Source organism: Thermoactinomyces vulgaris, from assembly GCF_003688725.1.
Classification (GTDB): domain Bacteria; phylum Bacillota; class Bacilli; order Thermoactinomycetales; family Thermoactinomycetaceae; genus Thermoactinomyces; species Thermoactinomyces vulgaris.
The window spans coordinates 716,852-737,089 of sequence record NZ_REFP01000007.1 but is presented as its reverse complement, the minus strand read 5'-3'; the positions used below and the strand labels follow the sequence as shown (position 1 = coordinate 737,089).

The 20,238-nt window shown below is 44.1% G+C and carries 22 protein-coding genes and 1 CRISPR repeat array; of the genes, 8 read left to right on the top strand and 14 right to left on the bottom strand.

Annotated features, from left to right (window positions below):
- Window positions 1-29 precede the first annotated feature (29 nt).
- The gene (locus ATH33_RS04145) at window positions 30-788 is read left to right on the top strand and encodes a PIG-L deacetylase family protein (protein ID WP_062843036.1); all 759 of its coding nucleotides are present in this window, start codon (window positions 30-32) and stop codon (window positions 786-788) included.
- A gap of 36 nt (window positions 789-824) precedes the next feature.
- Window positions 825-1,148: a CRISPR direct-repeat array (repeat unit 36 nt; unit sequence GTTTCAATCCTCTAAGAGAGGTGTAATCATTCTGAC).
- A gap of 344 nt (window positions 1,149-1,492) precedes the next feature.
- Here the strand turns inward: ATH33_RS04145 and ATH33_RS04140 are convergent.
- The 3 genes from ATH33_RS04140 to ATH33_RS04130 all read right to left on the bottom strand — a co-directional run bounded on the left by ATH33_RS04140 (window position 1,493) and on the right by ATH33_RS04130 (window position 3,358).
- Window positions 1,493-1,837, bottom strand: coding sequence for a DUF4064 domain-containing protein (locus ATH33_RS04140; RefSeq protein ID WP_062843035.1), 345 nt, complete (start codon window positions 1,835-1,837; stop codon window positions 1,493-1,495).
- A 12-nt stretch (window positions 1,838-1,849) separates the two neighbouring features.
- Entirely contained in the window at window positions 1,850-2,026 is a 177-nt protein-coding gene (locus ATH33_RS13530) for a hypothetical protein (protein ID WP_156473324.1), read from the bottom strand.
- Between the two features lie 786 nt (window positions 2,027-2,812).
- Window positions 2,813-3,358 (bottom strand): GNAT family N-acetyltransferase, encoded by a 546-nt coding sequence (locus tag ATH33_RS04130; protein WP_121874103.1) that lies wholly within the window; start codon window positions 3,356-3,358, stop codon window positions 2,813-2,815.
- A 376-nt stretch (window positions 3,359-3,734) separates the two neighbouring features.
- On the opposite strand from ATH33_RS04130, the gene ATH33_RS04125 reads away from it, so the two are divergent.
- Window positions 3,735-4,118: a VOC family protein gene (locus tag ATH33_RS04125; RefSeq protein ID WP_037995994.1), complete on the top strand. Its 384-nt coding sequence runs from the start codon at window positions 3,735-3,737 to the stop codon at window positions 4,116-4,118.
- 302 nt (window positions 4,119-4,420) lie between these two features.
- On the opposite strand, the gene ATH33_RS04120 is transcribed toward ATH33_RS04125, so the two are convergent.
- The 5 genes from ATH33_RS04120 to ATH33_RS04100 form a co-directional block, all read right to left on the bottom strand.
- The gene (locus ATH33_RS04120) at window positions 4,421-4,654 is read right to left on the bottom strand and encodes a hypothetical protein (RefSeq protein WP_037995993.1); all 234 of its coding nucleotides are present in this window, start codon (window positions 4,652-4,654) and stop codon (window positions 4,421-4,423) included.
- Window positions 4,642-5,472, bottom strand: a complete 831-nt coding sequence (locus ATH33_RS04115; RefSeq protein WP_121874102.1) for an MFS transporter — start codon at window positions 5,470-5,472, stop codon at window positions 4,642-4,644. The genes ATH33_RS04120 and ATH33_RS04115 overlap by 13 nt, the downstream gene beginning before the upstream one ends.
- A gap of 232 nt (window positions 5,473-5,704) precedes the next feature.
- The gene (locus ATH33_RS04110) at window positions 5,705-6,304 is read right to left on the bottom strand and encodes a competence protein CoiA family protein (protein ID WP_121874101.1); all 600 of its coding nucleotides are present in this window, start codon (window positions 6,302-6,304) and stop codon (window positions 5,705-5,707) included.
- 96 nt (window positions 6,305-6,400) lie between these two features.
- Complete coding sequence (locus tag ATH33_RS04105) at window positions 6,401-6,934, bottom strand: superoxide dismutase family protein (RefSeq protein ID WP_121874100.1); 534 nt, start codon at window positions 6,932-6,934, stop codon at window positions 6,401-6,403.
- Between the two features lie 429 nt (window positions 6,935-7,363).
- On the bottom strand, window positions 7,364-7,831 hold the full coding sequence (locus ATH33_RS04100; RefSeq protein ID WP_170151226.1) for an SMI1/KNR4 family protein: 468 nt from the start codon (window positions 7,829-7,831) through the stop codon (window positions 7,364-7,366).
- A 251-nt stretch (window positions 7,832-8,082) separates the two neighbouring features.
- Between ATH33_RS04100 and ATH33_RS04095 the strand changes: the two genes are divergently transcribed.
- From ATH33_RS04095 to ATH33_RS04080, 4 genes are all read left to right on the top strand, one after another.
- Window positions 8,083-8,787, top strand: a complete 705-nt coding sequence (locus ATH33_RS04095; protein ID WP_121874098.1) for a pirin family protein — start codon at window positions 8,083-8,085, stop codon at window positions 8,785-8,787.
- A 50-nt stretch (window positions 8,788-8,837) separates the two neighbouring features.
- Window positions 8,838-9,455, top strand: coding sequence for an NAD(P)H:quinone oxidoreductase (gene wrbA / locus ATH33_RS04090; protein WP_037995980.1), 618 nt, complete (start codon window positions 8,838-8,840; stop codon window positions 9,453-9,455).
- A 104-nt stretch (window positions 9,456-9,559) separates the two neighbouring features.
- Window positions 9,560-10,051, top strand: a complete 492-nt coding sequence (locus ATH33_RS04085) for an NUDIX hydrolase (RefSeq protein ID WP_170151225.1) — start codon at window positions 9,560-9,562, stop codon at window positions 10,049-10,051.
- 333 nt (window positions 10,052-10,384) lie between these two features.
- Window positions 10,385-11,584, top strand: coding sequence for an MFS transporter (locus tag ATH33_RS04080; RefSeq protein ID WP_049720128.1), 1,200 nt, complete (start codon window positions 10,385-10,387; stop codon window positions 11,582-11,584).
- Between the two features lie 155 nt (window positions 11,585-11,739).
- Here the strand turns inward: ATH33_RS04080 and ATH33_RS04075 are convergent, their stop codons facing one another.
- Window positions 11,740-12,771 (bottom strand): DUF2332 domain-containing protein, encoded by a 1,032-nt coding sequence (locus ATH33_RS04075; RefSeq protein WP_062843030.1) that lies wholly within the window; start codon window positions 12,769-12,771, stop codon window positions 11,740-11,742.
- Window positions 12,772-12,885: 114 nt separating this feature from the next.
- Here ATH33_RS04075 and ATH33_RS04070 point away from each other — a divergent pair, with 114 nt between their 5' ends.
- Together ATH33_RS04070 and ATH33_RS04065 are read left to right on the top strand one after the other, a co-directional pair.
- Window positions 12,886-13,263 carry a hypothetical protein gene (locus ATH33_RS04070; RefSeq protein WP_037995976.1) on the top strand — a complete coding sequence of 126 codons (378 nt, stop codon included), beginning with the start codon at window positions 12,886-12,888 and terminating at the stop codon, window positions 13,261-13,263.
- 55 nt (window positions 13,264-13,318) lie between these two features.
- On the top strand, window positions 13,319-14,194 hold the full coding sequence (locus ATH33_RS04065) for a GNAT family N-acetyltransferase (protein ID WP_037995974.1): 876 nt from the start codon (window positions 13,319-13,321) through the stop codon (window positions 14,192-14,194).
- Between the two features lie 497 nt (window positions 14,195-14,691).
- Here ATH33_RS04065 and ATH33_RS04060 read toward each other — a convergent pair whose 3' ends face one another.
- From ATH33_RS04060 to ATH33_RS04035, 5 genes are all read right to left on the bottom strand, one after another.
- The gene (locus ATH33_RS04060) at window positions 14,692-15,012 is read right to left on the bottom strand and encodes a transcriptional regulator (protein ID WP_062843028.1); all 321 of its coding nucleotides are present in this window, start codon (window positions 15,010-15,012) and stop codon (window positions 14,692-14,694) included.
- 1,111 nt (window positions 15,013-16,123) lie between these two features.
- Entirely contained in the window at window positions 16,124-16,480 is a 357-nt protein-coding gene (locus ATH33_RS04055; protein ID WP_037995970.1) for a VOC family protein, read from the bottom strand.
- 43 nt (window positions 16,481-16,523) lie between these two features.
- Complete coding sequence (locus ATH33_RS04050) at window positions 16,524-17,156, bottom strand: TetR/AcrR family transcriptional regulator (RefSeq protein ID WP_037995967.1); 633 nt, start codon at window positions 17,154-17,156, stop codon at window positions 16,524-16,526.
- 932 nt (window positions 17,157-18,088) lie between these two features.
- On the bottom strand, window positions 18,089-18,655 hold the full coding sequence (locus tag ATH33_RS04040; protein WP_062843027.1) for a GNAT family N-acetyltransferase: 567 nt from the start codon (window positions 18,653-18,655) through the stop codon (window positions 18,089-18,091).
- Between the two features lie 51 nt (window positions 18,656-18,706).
- Entirely contained in the window at window positions 18,707-20,203 is a 1,497-nt protein-coding gene (locus tag ATH33_RS04035) for a carboxylesterase/lipase family protein (RefSeq protein ID WP_121874096.1), read from the bottom strand.
- Between the last annotated feature and the right edge of the window lie 35 nt (window positions 20,204-20,238).

The following is a 20,238-nucleotide window of genomic DNA, read 5'->3' as shown; positions in this document are numbered from 1 at the left end:
GCAGGGTTTTTTTAATGGAGGGATACATCATGAGCAGACCTGTTGTTTTTTACTCACCACATGCAGATGATGAGACGTTGAACATGGGGATCACCATCGCTGAGCATGTAGCAGCCGGCAGGGATACTCATGTGGTTCTGATGACGCATGGTCGCCAATCCGGGGCCCTTAACGTAATCAATGGAACACATGTCAATGGCGGATACTTCTGGGAGATCAAGCACGACCCGGAGTTTGAGGGGTATAAACCGTTGACAGTTGAGCAATTTGCGGAAGCCCGGATGGAGGAGTTTTATAATGCTCTCCGGCAACTTGGTGTACCAGCTGAAAATCAGCATATTGAATATCTTGATGATCCGAACAGCGACGGCGGGGAAAATGTGACAGTGAATGAAGCCAAAAGTGTAATCCAAAAATATATCAACCTGTTCCCTGATGCTGACCACTATACCTTGAGTTATCACGATATCCATCCGGACCATGCAGCATGTGGACAAGCTTTGCAGGATCTCTATGATGAAGGGGCAATTCAATATTATGTCCGCTTTATCATCAGTATGGCCACAAGGGATGACTATGAATCCCGTGGCGCAGCGATTCCTGGCGGCGGTTGGAAAGATACTCCGACGGATAACACCATCAAGCAACGTGTCATCAATGCTTGCCGGTGTTATGCTGCCTGGGCTCCGAGGTTCGGTGCATATGCGATTGGATATCATTCAGTCAGCCGTCAATTTGATAAATTCTTGGCCGATCCGTTCCACTATCTCCACATGCCAGGACAATAATTAAAAGCCCTCTCCATATCCGGAGAGGGCTTTTTTGTTTCAATCCTCCAGAAGAGGTGTAACCATTTTGACCTTCCCTACAACAAAGATACCATCGCAAAAGCTATCGTTTCAATCCTCTAGAAGAGGTGTAATCATTCTGACAAACATATGTTCCATAAGGAGGAATCAGCAATGACATGTTTCAATCCTCTAAGAGAGGTGTAATCATTCTGACGTGAAAGTTACGTTCGTAAACTTAAAAAGAAGTTGTAGTTTCAATCCTCTAAGAGAGGTGTAATCATTCTGACTTAAAGGCGATGTTCGCCAAGGCGATGCGTAAAAGTTTCAATCCTCTAAGAGAGGTGTAATCATTCTGACGGCATGTGTCTGAAACCCTTGGCACGCTTGAGGTTCAGCACCGTTTTTCGAGCACCTTCGTTTTTAAAAGAGCATTTAAGTTATTTTTTATGTATCAGCTCAAAACGAAGTGGCTTTTTCCTTTATTTCATGCGGGTTTCAGCTATTGCGAGCAACCCCGGGGATTTTTGACATATCAAGGCGCTCGATAAATCCTTGTATGAACATCAAAAATATCAACTAATATCAGTCTACAAAAAAATAAAATTCTTGTAAACCTTCAGTTCTAATATTACAGCCCTCTCCGGGAAATGGAGAGGGCTGTTTTTGTAATCCTCCAGAAGAGGAAAATCCCACCTTTAGGTTCATGCTGACATTTCTTTTTGTTTATCCTTGCGGAAGATTCCCATTAATCCTGCAATTACAAGGAACACGGTTGCTAATACATAGAACATCGAGATGCTAATTATTCCGCCGATCCCTGAAATCAGCATCAAAGTGCCGCCGATCTTTGGATTGATCTTTACTACAATTGCTCCTACGATTGCCAAGATGGAAAAAAGGAAAGCTCCCCAACCTAACCCGGTTACCTCCGATGTACCGCCTGAAACAGCCTCATCCACAGCTCCAAAAAAGATAGCAAACAGTGCACCGCCAAAACCGAAAATCCCACCGATAAGCCCCAGGACAAATTCTGTTGTCCGGCTCATTGTCTATCCTCCTTATTGCACTTTGATTTCAAACTCAACCTTGTTGGTGTTCATAAAATCGGATGACATCACTTCGCCTAAATCCATTTTGATTTCTTTGGCTGACTTGGGGTCCAGACGGTCATTATTATTGGTCAAGAAAGTTAGAACGCCATTTTTGTTTGACACCGCCTGCAATCTTGCCGCCAACCGAATCACCCATAAACATGTTGGCGTTTAATTGCTTATCGCCGACAACGATTTTCCCTTCTTGATGAGGCCGGGCATGTGACCGAAACCCCTGACACGCTTGAGGGTCAACACCGTTTTTCGGCACCTTCTTTGAGTTTGGAATGGGTAGACAGCACAAGTAACCTAAGGGATTGATGAACTGTTTGTTACGTATTATCTATATACAGGTCTTCGAGAAATTGTTTAAATGTATTCCTTACCACTACAACAGCTTCCGGATTAAATTTATTTTCACGGAAAAGATCCTGTGCTGCATGATTTGAGTCTACCCAAACAATAATAGGGTCATTTTCGTTATTGGCTGGGTAAAAGAAACAATACTGATTGATTGATGAAAAGCGAACGGAATGAGTTTGCCTTTGCTTTGAATTGATTCATCCTCATCCAATCTGACGTCATATTCTTCAATCATTTGGTCTGGCAAATAAAACCCATCCAGTTGAAGGGGATATGGGTAACCTTTTGCCTTTATGTATATTTCTCCTTCAAGATTTTCCGGCATATCTTATTGGCTATAGAATCTTACAAAGTCTGGTGGCAATTTTATTCCACAATGTTCTTTCACTTCAGCCAATTCATCATCAGCAGGTTTCTCAGTTTCCTCTAATATACGAAATTTAATCATATTTTTTTCACCTCATTTTAATCCACGGGTACCAAAGAAAAGGGTAAACAGTGCACCACCGAACCCAACGATCCCGTCCAAAATTCCAAGAATGTCATCTTTCTTTATTTATTCAAGGCTTACACATAATCAATGACCCGACACAGCCAAATCATATGATGGCGATCTTTTCCCCAGTAATCTTTGGCGATGTGATAAGGCTTGCCAAATTTCCTTAACCACTTTTTTTGTGCATGCATGTAACCGCTGTCCAAACAAAATTGTTCAATTCCGAATTGATGAAGCCGTTGCATCATGGAATGAATCAAAGCGGACGCCACGCCTTTTCCTTGAAAGCCGGGCAATACATAAAGACTGCCAAGTTCCCCGATGGACTCCAGCTTGCCACGGGTCAATTTTTTGATTTCACTTCCGCAAGGCCCGAAAGAAATCGTTCCGATCAGGCGGCCGTTCATTTTGGCAACCAGAAAGGAAATACCCGGGTTGGCATTCTCCAGTGAAGAGGTGAGCAGTTTCTTTTTGGAATCAATCTCAAAGGCCATATCATTGGTTAAATCTCCAAGGCCTTCTTTTTCAAAAGCGTCAATGATTGAGGCTTCAAACACGTCAAACGCTGCTTGGGTATCTTCTTTTGCCGGTTTGGCAATGGATAAATGATTCATCATATTGATTGTCCTTTCATGGAGAAGTAGGTGGGTTAAGACATCAAGTGGATTCAGTTGGATTGAAGCGGGGTTCTTGGAATTATTCGAATACTATGATACTGGTTTTATCTTATAAATGACGCTGAATGCCTTCAATGGTTTATTTGATAAATTTTTGCCTGCAGGTTGGAAGAAGGGGGAGTTGATTAATTACAGCCGGCACTGGGGGCAATGGATTCAAGATAAAAACCATTATTTAATAAAAACAAGTTTGTAAAACAAACTAAATCAACAAAATACAAAGGACATAAAGCACACTTAGAGAAGTATATTTTGTTCGCATCAAGTTAAACAAAGGAATAAATCATCTTAAACAAGGAAAAGGGAGGAAACCCCGATGAAAATTGTTGTGATGAGCTTGTTGGTGAAAGACCAGGACAAAGCACTTCGGTTTTATACCGAAAAACTGGGGTTTATAAAAAAGGAGGATATCCAAGCCGGTGAATACCGATGGTTGACACTGGTCTCCCCGGAGAATCCGGATGGCACAAAATTGTTGCTGGAACCTGCCCATCATCCGGCCGGCAAGGAATACCAAGAGAAATTATATGCTGACGGGCTCCCGGCCGTTCAGTTTGGGGTCGCAGATGTTCATCAGGAGTATGAGCGTTTAAAAGAGAAAGGTGTGAAATTTACCATGGAGCCGACCAACATCGATGGAATCTCCCTGGCAGTATTTGATGATACATGCGGGAACCTGATCCAGATTGTCCAAAGTTGAAGGGGGCTTTTTGGTTATTTGTATTGCTTTCTAAGAGGTATTCGATCCAAACAGATTTATCACATTTACCAAAGGGCAGTAAGAACCACATGGATTCCAGAAATGTCAATGATAAAACACCATTATATGCCCAAACCAGTTTGTAACACAAACACTCATCAACAATAAACATAAAAAACAAAAAACTATCACATACAAACAGTCTTGTCAAAAGGTTTGTATAAAAAGGACTTGGGCATTCCAAGTCCTTTTTATATGACATTGGAGTGCAAAACAAACTTGCCGAGCCGGTATTGCACAAGTCAATGAATGCCGCATAAGAAAGAGATGATCCCGATAACAAGCCCGGTAACGGAAATTCCCAGTTGCTCGTAAGCCCATCCGGATACAATATAGGATAATTGCATCACTCCGCCATAGGTTGCCATATGCAGAGAGAAGACACGGCCGCGAACGGCTTCGGTTGTATTCATTTGCAGCATGTATGTATCAAGCGGGATGATGATGCCGGAAAACAGCCGCATCAAGTAAAGCATGAAGATTCCCGTGAGCAGCGTATTGGTATGTGCAGAAAAGCGAAAAAAACGGCTTGGAAGAGATACGAAGCCCCGTACCACACAATCCCCCGGCGATATTGATGATTCACGAATTTCTTGACAAGATACGCCCCGGTCAAAACGCCCAATCCGTCAACGGCATACAGGATGCCGATCCCCAACCCCTGCATTTGATAAACATTGTTACCGAGCAAAGGGATCAATATGTAATATCCTCCGCCGGCAAAACCCCAACTGATGCCGATGAGGATGATGGCCCTGGCGACTTGATTGCGGGAGGCTTCATGAACCCCTTTTTTGAGTGATTTGAAATACGAATCAGAGTGTGAAGGAGAGACGGATTCGGACCATTTCATCTGAAAAATGCAAAAAGCGGACCAGAAATAAGAGATTGCATTGATGACAAAACAAACCAAAGGGTTGAAAGCTGTGGATACAATTCCGCCCAAAACCGCTCCCAGAATCCCGATCATGCTGTCCGTTGCGGAGGAAAATGAATTGGCTTCCGCCAAGTCTTTTCTGGCCACCACCGAAGGAATGGCTGCTTGGCGGGAAGGGTTAAAAAAAGCACTCAGGCATCCGATCAAAAAAGAACCGGCATACAAGATCCAAACTTGCTTGAAAAGAAAGGAAAACATAAAAGAGGATACTATCAGGCCACGCGCCAAATCCGAGAGAATCATGATTTTTTTCTTGGAAAAATGATCAATCACGGGACCGGTGAACACCCCCAAAAGGGCAGAAGGCAGGGCGCGGCACATCAAAAGAATACCGACCGACAAGGCGGAATCAGACAAAAAAAAGAACGGTTTGTGCCAGCGCGACCTGATTAAACCAATCCCCCAAGACGCTTCCTGTTTGTCCCAACCACAGAAAACGGTAATTGCGGTTTCTGGATATGAGTCTTTTTTTCATCGGTGATCCATCGGTGATCCTCCTGTTGTGCGCAGGTTTATCTGCTTGAAGATGTTGTGATTTAAAGCACCGGCTCCTCGTTAGCAATAACCGGGGAACCGGTACCTGGAAGATTTAAAAATCGAGTTTCAATTGTTCGTATTTTAAAAAAGGTGGTGGCGCCATGGACGAGTTTAACGATTCCAACAAATATGGATCGGACAACACATTCTCTGCTGAAACCTCAAGCCAACGGGAAGATGGGAGACGGGGACTTTGTGCTTCATCAATGATTCCGATATAAAGAAGGGCTTTTCCGTCTTCGTCATGCAGGGAAAGATGGGAGGTGTGGTCACGGAAGCGTTGATCCCATTTGATCTGATAAACCGGGTTTAAGGGAATGGGATGCGGAGGTTGGAAGAAGAAACTGATTTGAATGGGAGTGGTGTTTTTTTGTGCCAACCATTGCTGAAAAACATGGCGGAGAACCCATTTCGCCAAGGTGACCGGCGAATGGTACAGCAAACATTCGCTGTCTTTCATGTGATGATGGGAGAAATGTGTTTTTCTGCGGTTGCTTTTCCTTAATTTCAGCGGTTCTCTACACTCCGGACACCGGTATTTTTGAAAAGAGTCGGCATCCCGGGGGGCAATGAGTGTTTTGCCGTCGGGCGAAAGTCCGCATGGGACCAACCCGTATAACTGACGAAACTTCGCTGGGATTCCGGAAGCCAAGCAGACAACCCCCGTTCCATTCGAATTAAAATTTTTATCTTCTAACAATATTATAAATATTTTATCCAAATAAAACTATTGTTTTCAGAGCTGTTTTTATCGGAATACAGACGTTGAACCATAAACTCCCTGGATGACTCCGCAAGCCAGGCGTTTTCCGGCATTTCCCGAAGGTTGGGAGCGGAAGTCATCCGGGTTTTGATGGATCATGACCGATTTTCCGATCACTTGGGATGGACGGAAGCGGTTGGTGAAAAAGCTCATCCGTGCATACCCGTTATTTGAAAAAAGAACGGGGAAATCGCCGGGATGATTGCCATGAGGTTGGTTGTCCGGATTCCAATGATTACCGGCCGCTTGAAACGGATCGCCAGGATTTCCAACGGCACAGCTGCCGTTTTCATGGAGATGGAATCCAAACGGACCAACGGGTTGCCGGCCGTTTCCTCCCGGTTGATAGGGAGGCAGTCCGCTCACTTCAATAAACACTTCGGTGCCGCCCGGCACTTCTGTAAACGTCACATAACCTCTGAGTTCCGGTGCAAGCGGACCTCCTTGGATCCAAGCATAAGCTTGATAATTGGGTTGATTGGCCAAATAACCGCCAACAGGGTAATGAGCAAGGTACATGTCATGCCACCTCCGGATGAAAAAAGAAGTTTCTTTTTATTCTATGAAGGGATTTCTGGATATCGACCCATTTTGCCGCCCATTTTTGCAGGTTGATACTTTACCGGTTTCCGGGCGTCATTTGTTGTCTTGGATAGTTCCAAGACGATCGCTTTGGACAATATGAAGGAGTGACGGTCTTCTTTTGGATGTTCCCGAAGAAAATCGACATATCAAATATCTTGATATGAACAGCGACGGCCGGGGAAAGTGGTGACAGGAATGAAGCCATTTGATCCATTCCTAGCCAATCTGTTCCATTATGCCGGGACAATAAAAAAGCCTTCTCCAGTCATGGAGAGGCTTTTTTCTATGGGTAAAAGTATGCGAGTTACGATAAAAAAGCACCGGAAATTGTACTACATTTACGATAGCGCTGTAGAAAAGATATTAAAGTTCATACAGACTTTCCAATAATTCATTAAACGATTCTTTTATAAAGGTTACAACGTAGTCCGGATCATCTTCATAATGAGCTTCCCAGTTAATAAGCACAATTGCGGGGGATTCAGTGGATTCCCGATAATCAAAACAATACCATTTATTCTGTCCATCCAATGCGAAAGGGACAAATCCTTCAGGAAGAGTCGGATCTGAGTTTTCGTCCAAGTACATATGTCTATAGGCTCCGATTACATGGCAAAAATCCTCTTCTTCTCCGTCTTCTTTTGAAACAGATAACAATTGATCAAATGGGTAAGGTTCCCCATCAACATCAATGCATACTCCTGGAACACTTCCGTGATAAACCTTCGCCAATTCTACATAATCTCCAGGCAACTTTTTACCAACAAAATCCTCAATATGTTGAATATCTTCATCTGTCGCTGGTTGCTTTACAGCTTCCCATTTAATCATCTTTTTTACTCCTTTCTGTTTTTCCTGAATACAATACTTCGCTTGTATGATGATTCCTTTTACGATGCCACGCATAACTTCCGATTGGATGGGGTGTTGGATTCCGGGTAACGGATTGACAAAAGTCCGTTGGTAACCTATTATACTTATTAAAAGTAAGTTAATTACAAATGTATGAAGGGAGAGGGGAAATAATCATTTTCGTCAACCATAGCAAAGAAAGAATAGAAGAATCGGAAAGGCTGTGAACCATGATTCAAATTTATCCTGCCGAAAACCGTTTTGTGTCTGATCACGGTTGGTTGAAAAGTTATTTCAGCTTTTCATTTGCTGAATATTTTGACCCCGGGAATATGCACTTTGGGCCTATGCGTGTGCTCAATGATGACACCGTCCAACCGGGGACGGGATTTGGCATGCATCCCCACAAGGAAATGGAGATTGTCTCCATTGTGTTGAAAGGGCAATTAAGGCATGAGGACAGTGCCGGCCACATGGAAACATTATCTTTTGGTGAAGTGCAACGCATGAGTGCCGGTACGGGAATTATTCATTCCGAGATGAATCCGTCAGAAACGGAAGAAGTGAATTTCCTGCAGATGTGGTTTTTGCCGGAAACCAGCAGGCTTCAACCTTCCTATGAACAGATATCTTTTGACCCGGAAAACATGAAAAACCGTTTGTTGCCGGTGGTATCCAAGCATCCTGCATCGGATCAGACGGCATCGATTCATCAGGATATGACGATTTATCTTTCCAAACTGGAAGCCGGCAAATCCCTTACGTTTGAGCAGAAAGAAAACCGCCGGATCTTTTTCTTTGTGATCGAAGGCGATGTCCTCCTCAACGGGGATCATGTGTTAAAGCGCCGGGACTCGGCAAGAATAACAGATGTATCTTCGTTAACGGCGGAGACCGATAAAGGTTGTTTTGTGATGTTGATTGATCTTCCTTAACCGGGTGAATTTCCGGTGAGGATCAACCATGACCAACAGGAGGCATGAGCATGGAAAATGTGAAATTGGCGATCATTTATTACAGCTCGACCGGCACCAACTACAAGATGGCTCAAATCGCTGCAGAAACAGCCAAAAAAGAAGGAGCCGAAGTCCGTCTGTTGAGAGTGCAGGAATTGGCCCCGGAAGAAGCCATTGCATCCAATCCGGCATGGAAAGCCCACTATGAAGCCACCAAAAATGTTCCGGTTGCAACGCCGGATGACATTGTTTGGGCGGATGCGATTATTTTCTGCACCCCCACCCGCTTTGGCATTGTCTCATCCCAAATGAAACAATTCCTGGATACAACAGGGGGCATCTGGGCCCAAGGAAAGACGGTCAACAAAGTGGTCAGTGCGATGACTTCGGCCAATAACCCAAACGGTGGGCAAGAAGAGACGGTTTTGTCCTTGTACACAACGATGTACCATTGGGGAGCGATTGTCGTTGCACCGGGATATACCGATCCTTCCATCCCGGCATCCGGCGGCAACCCGTATGGCACTTCCGTGACCATTGACAATAACGGCAATTGGAAAGATGATGCGGAAAAGGCGGTTCAACATCAAACCCGGCGCGTCCTCACCGTGGCGGGCTGGATCAAAAAAGGGCAAAGCCAAAGCTGATTTTATGGCTTTCGGGAAAAAGCACCGGACTTCAATCACCGGTGCTTTTTCATATTATAATGGAAGGGATGGAACATCTTGAGAAAACAAGGAGAGTCTTCACAGTGAAAACAAGAGAAACCGCCCGTATTGTATTACTCAACGAACAAGACCGGATTTTGCTGTTTAAGATGAAAGACCCTTCCGTCACCAGCAAAGAGAATCCGGCCGGAGAGCCGGTTTGGTTTCCGCCGGGAGGCGGGGTGGAAGAAAACGAGTCTTATCTCGAAGCGGCCAAACGGGAGCTGTGGGAAGAAACCGGATTGGCGGACGGTGTGCATTGGGGGCCGTTGGTATGGATCCGGGATATTCATCTGTTCGTCCATCAAAGGAAAACCCGTTTTATTGAATATTATTATGTGGCACGGGTGCAGGGAAAGCAGATTTCGACGGATCATTTTACAGAGGTGGAGAAAGAGACTTACCAAGCCCACCATTGGTGGAGTGTGGATGAAATCTTGAACACCGGGGAACTGATTTTCCCCAAGCAGTTGGGACAAAAATTGATTCCGCTTTTAAAAGGGGAGTATCCTGCCGAACCCATTGCCATTGAATAACCGAATCCATTCTGAACTTTATTCGCATACAGATGCAAATGGGGTGAGTTGGAAAAAGCCGATTCCTGATAAAGGAACGGCTTTACAATATTTATATTTTCAGAAATGTCATACTCTAGGTCCTTGCCCACCTTACAAAATGAGTTCTTTTAATTGCATGGATTCAACTCCTACATCGATCCAAAAGAAACAAAATCATAAAAATATTCAGGGGGACATGAAAATTGCAATCAATTTTACAAAGCGTATGTCGGTTGCTTGGAACCACGGTTAATGACTGATTAACGGAAATAAAAAGTTCGCAATTCTCATTTATATGGGGGAGTAGTTTAAATGGAACCATTAAATCTTTGGAACAAAAACTTTATTTTGTTATGGTTAGGAAACGCACAATCTGGAATAGGAAATACATTTTATATTATTGCCCTGAGTTACTTAATGCTGGAACTAACGGGCTCACCTAAATATACCGCTTTTACTATGGCAGCCTTTGCTGTTCCTTTTGTACTCAGTCCATTAGTGGGCACGATGGTAGACCGGGTGAATATGAAACCATTTCTTGTGGTCGGCGATATAATCCGGGGTTTTTGTATGTTTTTGATTTGTTATTTATATGAGATAAACCTTTTGTCATCGTCTGTCATTGTCTGTTTAGGGTTTGTTTCAGGGGTGGTTGGTTTGATTTACCGTCCTTCTTTTGGTGCGCTGTTACCAAACTTAGTTCCTAAAAAAGATATTTCCAGAGCGAATGCATTAAATGCTTTAGCGGGGCAAATTTCGAGTCTTTTTGGTTTTGCATTCGGGGGATTGATGATTGGTTTTATAGGTACCATACCAGCGATATTTGTTAATGGGGCAACATTTATTATTATGGCCCTGTTATTATGCTTTATTGATTTCCCAATGGTAAAAAAAGAAAGTCAAGAAAGAAAATCTGTTTTGAATGAAACAATTGAAGGGATTAAATATGTTATTTCTTCAAAATTACTTTTTATCGTCCCTGTTATTTTCTTTGTATTAAGCGCTACTTACAGTCCATTGGAGTTTCTTATGCCTGTTAAGTTGAAAAGTATTAATGTAGGTGCAGAAGGTTATGGTGTATTTTTTACTATCCTGACCATTGGTTCCATTTTAGCCAGTGGAGTTATATCAAAGATTGGTAATCATTTGTCAGTTGCAAAAGGGACACTGACGGGTTTAGTCATAATAGCCGTTTCATTACTGGGGATTGCTTTATCAAATTCTTATATCTTGTTTTGTGTTTTTGCATTTACATTGGGATTTGGGATCTCCCTGTCTTCTGTTAATGTTATCAGTTATGCTCAAACGAATGTCAGCGAGAAGTTCAGAGGCAGAATGTTTGGTATATTTGGAGCGATTGAACAAGTTGCAATGCCGGCAACATTAGCTGGTGCCGGCATATTGGTTGATTATTTTCCGGTTCATTTTATATTTATTATGGGAACTATCGTTATTGCTGTTGTTTCAATATGGTGGTTTGTCCTTAATAATTTTGCAAGGTATGCAAATTAAGTTAAAGAATGAGCGGCATTCCGGCAGTGGTGGGCCGATGAAACGGATCCAAGACGGACAAAGAATCCGTGTGGATGGAAATCAAGGGAGCGTGTAAATTTTGGATGACGTATCATGAAGGGGAAATGGGGTCCGGTTTGGGCCCCGTTTTTTTGTCATTTTGAAGGTTTCCACTCGAACCAACGGCCATGCCCCTCGGTTTTGGCCAAAACCTCATGGTTTTTCCTTCCGCCAATATACGACTCCAAATGAAGAACGTCCCGGTCCTCCATGTTGTTGTATAAATGAAAAACGGTTTGCGTTCTCCCCAACTCCCCGATCTGATCCTTCAGCTTTTGCTTCACTTGATCCGGCATTTGGTTGGCCACATGGGTATGAAAGATGCAGAGGGCGGTATTTTCCGGTACCTGACGGGCTAACTTGGGAAGCATTTCAACTCCGTCGCCTTCAATCAGTCGGAGGGGGTGTTTTTTCAATTGCCGTGCGGCTTTTTCAAAAAGTCTGACCCGTTTTTGGTGTTCCGGCCAGATGAGGGATCGCATCCATAAAAAATCCTCCTGGTCCGTTAAATCCATGATGTGCAAGTCGATGCCCATCCGGAAAGCGACAGGGGGACTATCCGGGAACAAGAAGGGTTGCCGGCTCCCCCGTATTTCCGATTCAATCCGGACAGGGGAAGACGGATGCCCGTAAGTATGGCTTCCTCCATATGCATAACTGTAATGATCCCATAACAGTTGCAACCCCGCACTGGTCCCGATTTCGATCAGGGAAAGGGACTTTTTCACCCGGTTGTAAATCAGGCAAAAGCTTGGATAAAGATAAGCGCAACGTCCGATTTCGTTGGTTTGCACCCTTTTTTGCCGGAGAATAGGGATGATTTCGTCCTTGAACAAAAGGCAAAAGTCGCGAAAGGCAGGAAAGGCCTCGTCTGCTTTCCGCGGAGATTTCACCAGATCCGGATAATAGTCTCTTAAAGGATGGTCTTTCCCTTTTAACAACAGATAATGGACCGCCCCAAACAGAAGATTGGGAACGGGTTGTCCACGCAGGGCATGGGATGCCACGGCAAGAAGCTCATCGTCTTGGGCGATTTTTAATGACAACTGTTGATAGAGCGGGCTGGAGAGGTGACATTCTTTCCAAGCAAAATTCCGAAACAAAAAAGATAACTTTTCTCTTTCCATTTCCGAGCGCACCTTCTTTCGCTAAAAACAGTTTCAAAATAAAGGGAATCCGCCAGTTGTTTCCTAATACTATAAAGGGTTCCGATTTATTCCACGGAAAAGGCAGGGGACAAAATGAAAAACAGAGAGACGATTCCTGGGCATTTGCTCTATGATATCTATAACGACGGCGATCTGAATGTTCATTATTTAATGGAACCTTATGATGAATGGAGACAAATCTGGCGGAAAGTCCCTGTGGAGGTGACGGACTGCCTGACAACCCTGGGCTTGAAATACCGGCATAACTTGCATGTGATGAGCCAGAAGGAAAAGGAGATTTTGCAAGATATAAAGAAATATTTCCCTGAGGTGTGGAATTATTTACATCCGAACGGGGAGTTCAGCCGGTATCTTTGGGATTATGCCAAGTCGGCTTTCTGGTGCCGGTTGCAATTCAAAAAACAAGGCATTTCCGAAGAGGAGGAAATCCTGCAGGAATCCGCGCTTTAATCCCCGCGAACGTTTTACACCGATATGATATCAAACAGAAAAGAAGGGAAATATCATGATTACGATTCGTCCATTAAGCGGGTGCACGTGGGAGCAAACGTTGCAGTTGTGGAATGAAGCCTTTGCGGATTACTTTGTGAATATGAATTTCACCTTTGACCGGTTAATGAACAGGATGGTCCGGGAAAGAATTTCGCCGGCTCATTCCCTGGTGGCTTGGAATGATGCCCGGCCGGTCGGTTTTGTGTTTACGTCCATTGGGGAAATCAAAGGAAAAAAGATCGCCTGGAACGGAGGGACCGCCGTTCTTCCCGGATGGAGGCGAAAAAGGGCGGGGAACCGGCTGATGGAAGCGTTGATGGAGTTGTATCAACGGGAACATGTGCAGCTGGCGACACTGGAAGCAATTGCCGAAAACAAACCGGCCATCCGGTTATATCAGCAACACGGGTATGATATTGCCGATTCCTTGCTCATTTACCAGACAGAAAACTTTCGCCGTGGACAAAAAGGGGCTTCCGGATACAACATCCGCACCGCCCATCCGGCAACTGTCACCGCTTTTTCTTTTTACCCCGACTTGGCCCCGTGGCAAACCCATTGGTTTCAAGGAGATGAAGCATGGATCATTTCCGATTCTTCCGGAAAAGAAGCCGGGTATGCGCTGGTGAGGCGGAAAACCGATGACCAAGGACGAGGACGAGTGCAAGAATTGACTTTGTTGCAATTGGAGACAGCTCCGGGGCATCCGGAAGCGGAAGAACTGGCCCGTCAGTTGTTGCGACATGTGATGGCTTCTGCGGAAGCATCCCGATGCCAGTTTTTATACTGCCCCGAAAAGAAGAAAATGGTGACGAGTCTTCTGGAGGAGGAAGGATTTCACATGTTTTTAAGTAACGTCCATATGGTGAAGAAAATAGCAGAAGATTGATGTCTCATTAACAAGTTAACTTGGCGAGACAACCATTTGGCTCTCAAACGGATGGAGAAACCTGTGGAAAACATCCGATCGCCAAACCCCTTGATTTACAAGGGGTTTCAGTGTTTTACCCTTATATAGTTACAAAAGAATTGTTTTGTAACCCTATAGGACGCGTAAAAAGGATGGATCGGGAAGAAGGAGAAGAGCGCCCGCGACTGTTTTGCACCGAATTTGTTCTTATTTATCTGAACGTACAAAATAATCTCAAAATAAACATACAAATAAAGAGCAATCGATCCCAATAAATGGAATTCCGATTTCCGTCCCGGGAAAAACGGTCTTCTTATTTTCGATTTAAGGGTGGTTTATTTCCTTTCGAGATGAACAGATCGAAAAAAGGGGTGAAAGGCTGTAAGGGGCCTTAAAATCGCTCTCCGGATGTTGGGTTTTTCAGGAAGGAAAAACCTCTGAAAAACAGAGGGAAGAGGGTTTGGTAAATCCGTTTGTTAACTTTTGTTCCATTTTTTGGTTACTTCGCGGATGCGGTCCAATTGTTCCCAATAATTATGAAGCGCAGCTCTTCCCTCATGAGTGATCCGTATGGTGGTATGAGGGATTTTTTTGCGCACGAATTGTTTCTGGATTTGGATATATTCCGCCTTTTCCAATTTGGATAAATGGGAAGAAAGGTTTCCTTTTGTCAAGCCGGTTAATTCTTGCAAAAACAAAAATTCAGCCATCGTGCAGGCGTCCAGCGCGCTCATAATGGCAAGACGGGCCGGTTCATGGATCAATTTATTCAATTTCGCCATTTCCTTAAAGGGCATCAATGGAACCACACTCCATATGTATTATTAACTAGTTTGCATTATAAACTATGAAAGTAAATTTGAAAAGGGCAAAAGAAAGCAAAAGAGGCAAACATAAAAACAAATCAAATATTAGCTCTCAACTGAAAATGGTGCCGAAGAAGTAAATCCGTTAATACTACAAAAATACGGGAAAACCTCTGGAAGGGTTCTCAGTGAAAACAAACATGATATTAGTCAAAATAAGGCCAGTGAGGTAGAATCAAAAAAAGACTTGGGCCAGAATAAGACACTTCCTGATTCGGGAGAGGGGATTCGTCTGAAGGGGGTGGTCGCTTTTCCATTGATAAGCCGACCAAAAAACATAAAGGAAAGATTAGCATCGATGATGGGGATCATCATATCTAAAGCAAAGCCAATTGCAAAGTATTTGAAGGATGTTTTTTTAAGTGACTCAATTAGATATTCTTTGAAATCGGGTTCATTTTTTGTAATAAACCTGTTCCCTTATCTTAAGTGTTAAAAATGATTAAGCCACTTGCACAATAAAATAGGCATCCGGAGATGAATACAGTGAAAAAAATATCATTCTTCGGGTTCTCGTTGGCTTAGTTATAATTGGTGTTTCAATGTGATAGCGGCTTACAATGGATTCTTGCTTTGGATTAGATACGCTAAGTCGGAATTATTTTCGGGGGAAGTTAATGCAGCTATTATTACAGGAATAATTGGTCTTTTGACATTGATCGGTTCAATAATCATGTCCATTTATTCCGCGAAACAGGGGTAGAGGTAGCGAACGACGATTTTACCGCCATCTGTCCAAGAAACACTTTTAGATTTTTCGATTTATATGCCCTATTTCATTTCGGTTAACGATTTTTCGTCGCTCTGTGAGGCTCCTAGACCCCTGTTTTTACGAATGAAAACAGCTGCCCTTTGCGCGGGGCAGCTGTTATTATTCCAGGGGACAGAGTTTGCAGTTCTGGTACACATTGATTAATTCGTAAGATGGCACGAATTTATGACAAGGGTGATCCACCTTTTCCGCATGGGATCGCCTGCGAAGGTCTGCCACATTAGCGTCAAAACCTCCACCGCCTGCACCCGAGCCTTAATTTCAGAACGATTAGCTTTTTAATCTCTCAAGGGATAGAACCTCAACAGTAAATCCACCCGGCGCTTTAACATAAAAAGTCCAACCATGTGCGTTCTGTGGAGGATCTACATCGATGCCGTCTTCTTTCATTCGTTTATTGATCTTATTCACCTGCTCATCGCTTTCCTGCACAAATCCGATGTGAAATGTTTTGGGATATTCGGCTTGCCTTCCTTTCATTAAAGCCAGTAACATCCCTTGATCGTCAGTTAACAGAGTAAACGAGTCGCCGCGGGTAGTCACGGTTTTCAGATCGAAATATTTCTTCAAGAATTCTTCAGTGGCTTGAACGTCAGTAACCGTCAGATTCAGATGGTTGAGATTCATCGAATCTCCTCCTCATGATTTTTTTGTAAAAATGATCGCTGTTTTAGTGATCCTTAACGATGGCTTTCATGTACAAATTTACAATCGCTTCAAGGTCTTTGGTATCAGGTTGTTGGGGTGGACGGTCAGTAACAATGAGTCCGCCAAGCAGGATATAAGTAAGCAATGGTCCGACAAACATGCGTACGGCTGCATTGACGTCAACAACATTTACCAATCCTTTATTTTTCGCTTGCTCTAAAATAGCGGAAACGCTCTTTATGACCTTCTCCGGCAAGGTTGAACGAAAAAGGTTTCCTAGCTGTGGAAACCGAGGAGACTCGGCAACGATAACTCGCATCAATGCCAGGTAATTGGATTGCATAAGACTGGAGATATAGTGATACGCCAAGTTGTTCAATGCTTGGTGCAGTTCGTCACGATTATTCAACGACATATTTTCAAACGAACACAGATTTTCAGTTAAACTGTGAATCAGTTGCTTTAAGACGTCAACCAAAAGATCCTCTTTACTTGAATAGTAGCTGTACACGGTTTGTTTGGAAACACCAGCTTCAGTGGTAATGGCGTCCATGCTCGTCGCTGCAAAACCGTTCTTAAGAAATAAGCGTTCAGCCGCTGTTCGAATCTGATCCTGCTTTGTCCGTGATCTGGGTGAACGTTCTTTGGAAATCAAACAGTCACCTCCGTTATTCCTAGCGGTAGGTTTAATACAGAAATCAAACTGAACCGTTTGGTTTGATCATACGCTTTTATTTGTTAGTCTGTCAAGAAGATTCATCGTGTATTATTGTCCAAAATTGTTCAAACGTACGTTTTGCCCGAAATGATACGGTGACCCCGAATAGATGCCTCTTTTTTTGCTGCATTGAGGCTTTTGGATATAAAAAAACCGCCTCAGCGGAGGAGAGGGAGCATCCGTCGATTTTGGGGCCATCTCTCCAGTAAATGGAAAAATGACTTGAGACACTCTTTAGGGAGACTCAAGTCATTTCGTATTTATACAGGAAACTCAGGGATGACACGTTCATATTCATCCTGAGCATCGGTTATGGCCAATTTAGAATACACTTCAAGCGATTTACGGCTTGCATGGCTGAATGAGTGCATCGTCAATGCCTTGTTTCTTGAGCCACCTTAAAGCTGTGCTTCCCGATTGTTTACCCAATCATGCGCTTTACTTTTTTGGCTCCAGCCGTTCAGGCTCTTGACTGCAAATGTCACACTTCAACAGCAAATCGAATGTCCTGCAATGTTCTTCCGCCAAATGTCTTAAAAGCCATCATTTTCGAACATACAATCGAAACAAAAAATCAGTTTGTATTCAATCGATCTGGTTGGCAAAATAAGCGCGTAGTTCAATACATATGCAGGGGGGGCTGCCAATACGAAATCAATAATTGAACAAATTCGTACGTGTAGAATTTGGGTTTAAAGGAATACTTGTGACGAGACTAAGAAAAAACAAGGCTTTTACTTTTGGGTTTTAAACCCCAAAGTAAGAGCCTGTTTAACACGCCCAGCGCATTTTTTGGTCAAAGAGGAGACAGTTTCAAATAAAAAAAAGCTCGTATACAGGCAGCCGGAGAAAGACGGATGATTTAGCCATTATTTCATTGATGCACCGCGAGAGATAAATTCATGTTGAAGAATCCCCATGATGATGACATCATGATATTGCCCCTTTATCAATACGGCATCTCTTTTTCTGCCTTCTTCCACAAATCCTGCACGAAGATACGCTTGGTACGCCCGCTGATTAAAAGAAAACACTTCCAGTTCGATTCGGTGTAAATTCAGTTTTTCAAATCCAAACTGCAAGGTCATCTGTATCGCTTCTGAACCCATCCCACGACCACAGTCTTCACTTTTAAATAGTGCGATCCGAAAGTGTGCACACCGAAGCTCTTCATCGATTTCATTGATCACGGACTCGCCGATGATCTTGCCTTTGGAATTGATGATTAAGAAATCATACCTTGAATCATCTTCTGTAATCTTTTCTACATAAGTCCTGATTTCATCCTCCGTCGGTTTCTTCATCGTACCAGTGTAAAGCTGAACTTCTTCATCAGGGGATGCAAAACCGCTTTGATAATATTCCGAGATATCGCTGTTTTTTATCAACCGCAAGGAGATCTTTTCTCCCTGAATGTCAATGTTTTTATTTTTCATGCCGTCTTATCTCCTGTGAAAAAGTTTAAAGGCTTGAGCGGAAAAGACCACTCAGGCCTTGTGCTCCCATGCTTCCTGCTCTTGAGCAAAGAGATCGCTTTCCACCCGGCTGTCGGTGTCAAACACCATGACCGGCCGATCTTTTTCTGCAAAGGGCAACCACGCATCAGGGAGATGGTCACCGTTCGGATTCCCTGTCCGGGCAAAAGCAATCCATGCTTCATGCATTTGCCGGGAAATTTGCTCCCGCTTCGGATGCGTTCCGGTGAAAACATCGGCACCCGGCTGATGCAGGTTGTGAAAGACAAAGGGGATTTCAAGCGCGTGACATGCTTTCAACCGGCCGTCAAAGAGCGGGGTTTCGTAATCAAACCGGTAGACCCAAACCTTCCCGCCTTGCTTGATTTGGGCGTCGGCCGTTTTTAACATGCCCCGGGTAAAGATGTGGTAAGTCATGGCACGCAACAGTTTTTGCCATACCGGTTGGGATGGATCGCCGGAAGACAAGTAATATGGAAAGACTTTTTCCGGAACCGGCCCGATTTCCTGTTCGATCCGGTCCATCAGTTCTTCTTTTCCTGCTGTTGTCCAAGAAGGATCGGTCAGTGTAAATAAATTGTATTCATCTTTGGTAACCCCGATGATGATCGGGATGTCGCCGGCTGCTCCGTTATCCAACGCTTTAATCGGATGGGTTTTCAAAACGGTTCCGTCCACAACAGGACCAAAAATCATTCCCGGATGCGCGGATTGTACGGCTTCAAGAAGTTCACCGGCCGGGATGGATAACAACCGGTCGCGATCTCCTTTGCGAATGCCGGCTTTCGTAAGAATGCGATCGGCGATGTCCAAAGCGGTCTGAGGGGAACGGAGCAAAATGGCACCCGAACCGCTTTGCAAGATTGCCCGTTGAAACAGCCCTTTGGTTTCCGGGAGGGAAAGCAGAACCCCGACACTTCCGGCTCCGGCCGATTCGCCAAAGATGGTGATTTGTTCCGGGTCGCCGCCAAAAGCGGAAATGTTTTCTTTCACCCAACGCAGCGCAGCCACTTGATCCAAAATTCCCAAGTTGCCCGATGCTGCAAATTCGTCACCGAACCAATCCCCCAAGTGCAAAAATCCAAACACGTTCAACCGGTAATTGATCGTGACAACCACCACATCTCCATTTTTGGCAAACTCCGCTCCGTCATACCAGGGGGAAGAGCCGGACCCGAACTGATAGGCGCCGCCATGGATCCAGAAGAGAACGGGCCGCTTTTTTCCGTCGGCCGCAGGCGACCAGATATTCAGATAAAGCCCGTCTTCACTCACCGGGTGATCCGCTTCCCCAAGCACGGTGCTGAAGGTGGTGCCGGACGGCTGCATCACCATGGAACGGAATCGGGTGGCATCCCAAACACCATCCCATTTCTCCAGTGGTTCCGGCTTTTGAAAGCGGCGTTTTCCCACCGGGGGTTTCGCATAAGGAACCCCTTTCCAAAAACAAACCTCTCCGTCTGTCCCGCCTTGCACTTTTCCCAAACGGGTTTCCACCAAAGTATTCATTCGAATCACTCTTTTTAATTTATTTTAATTTTCAT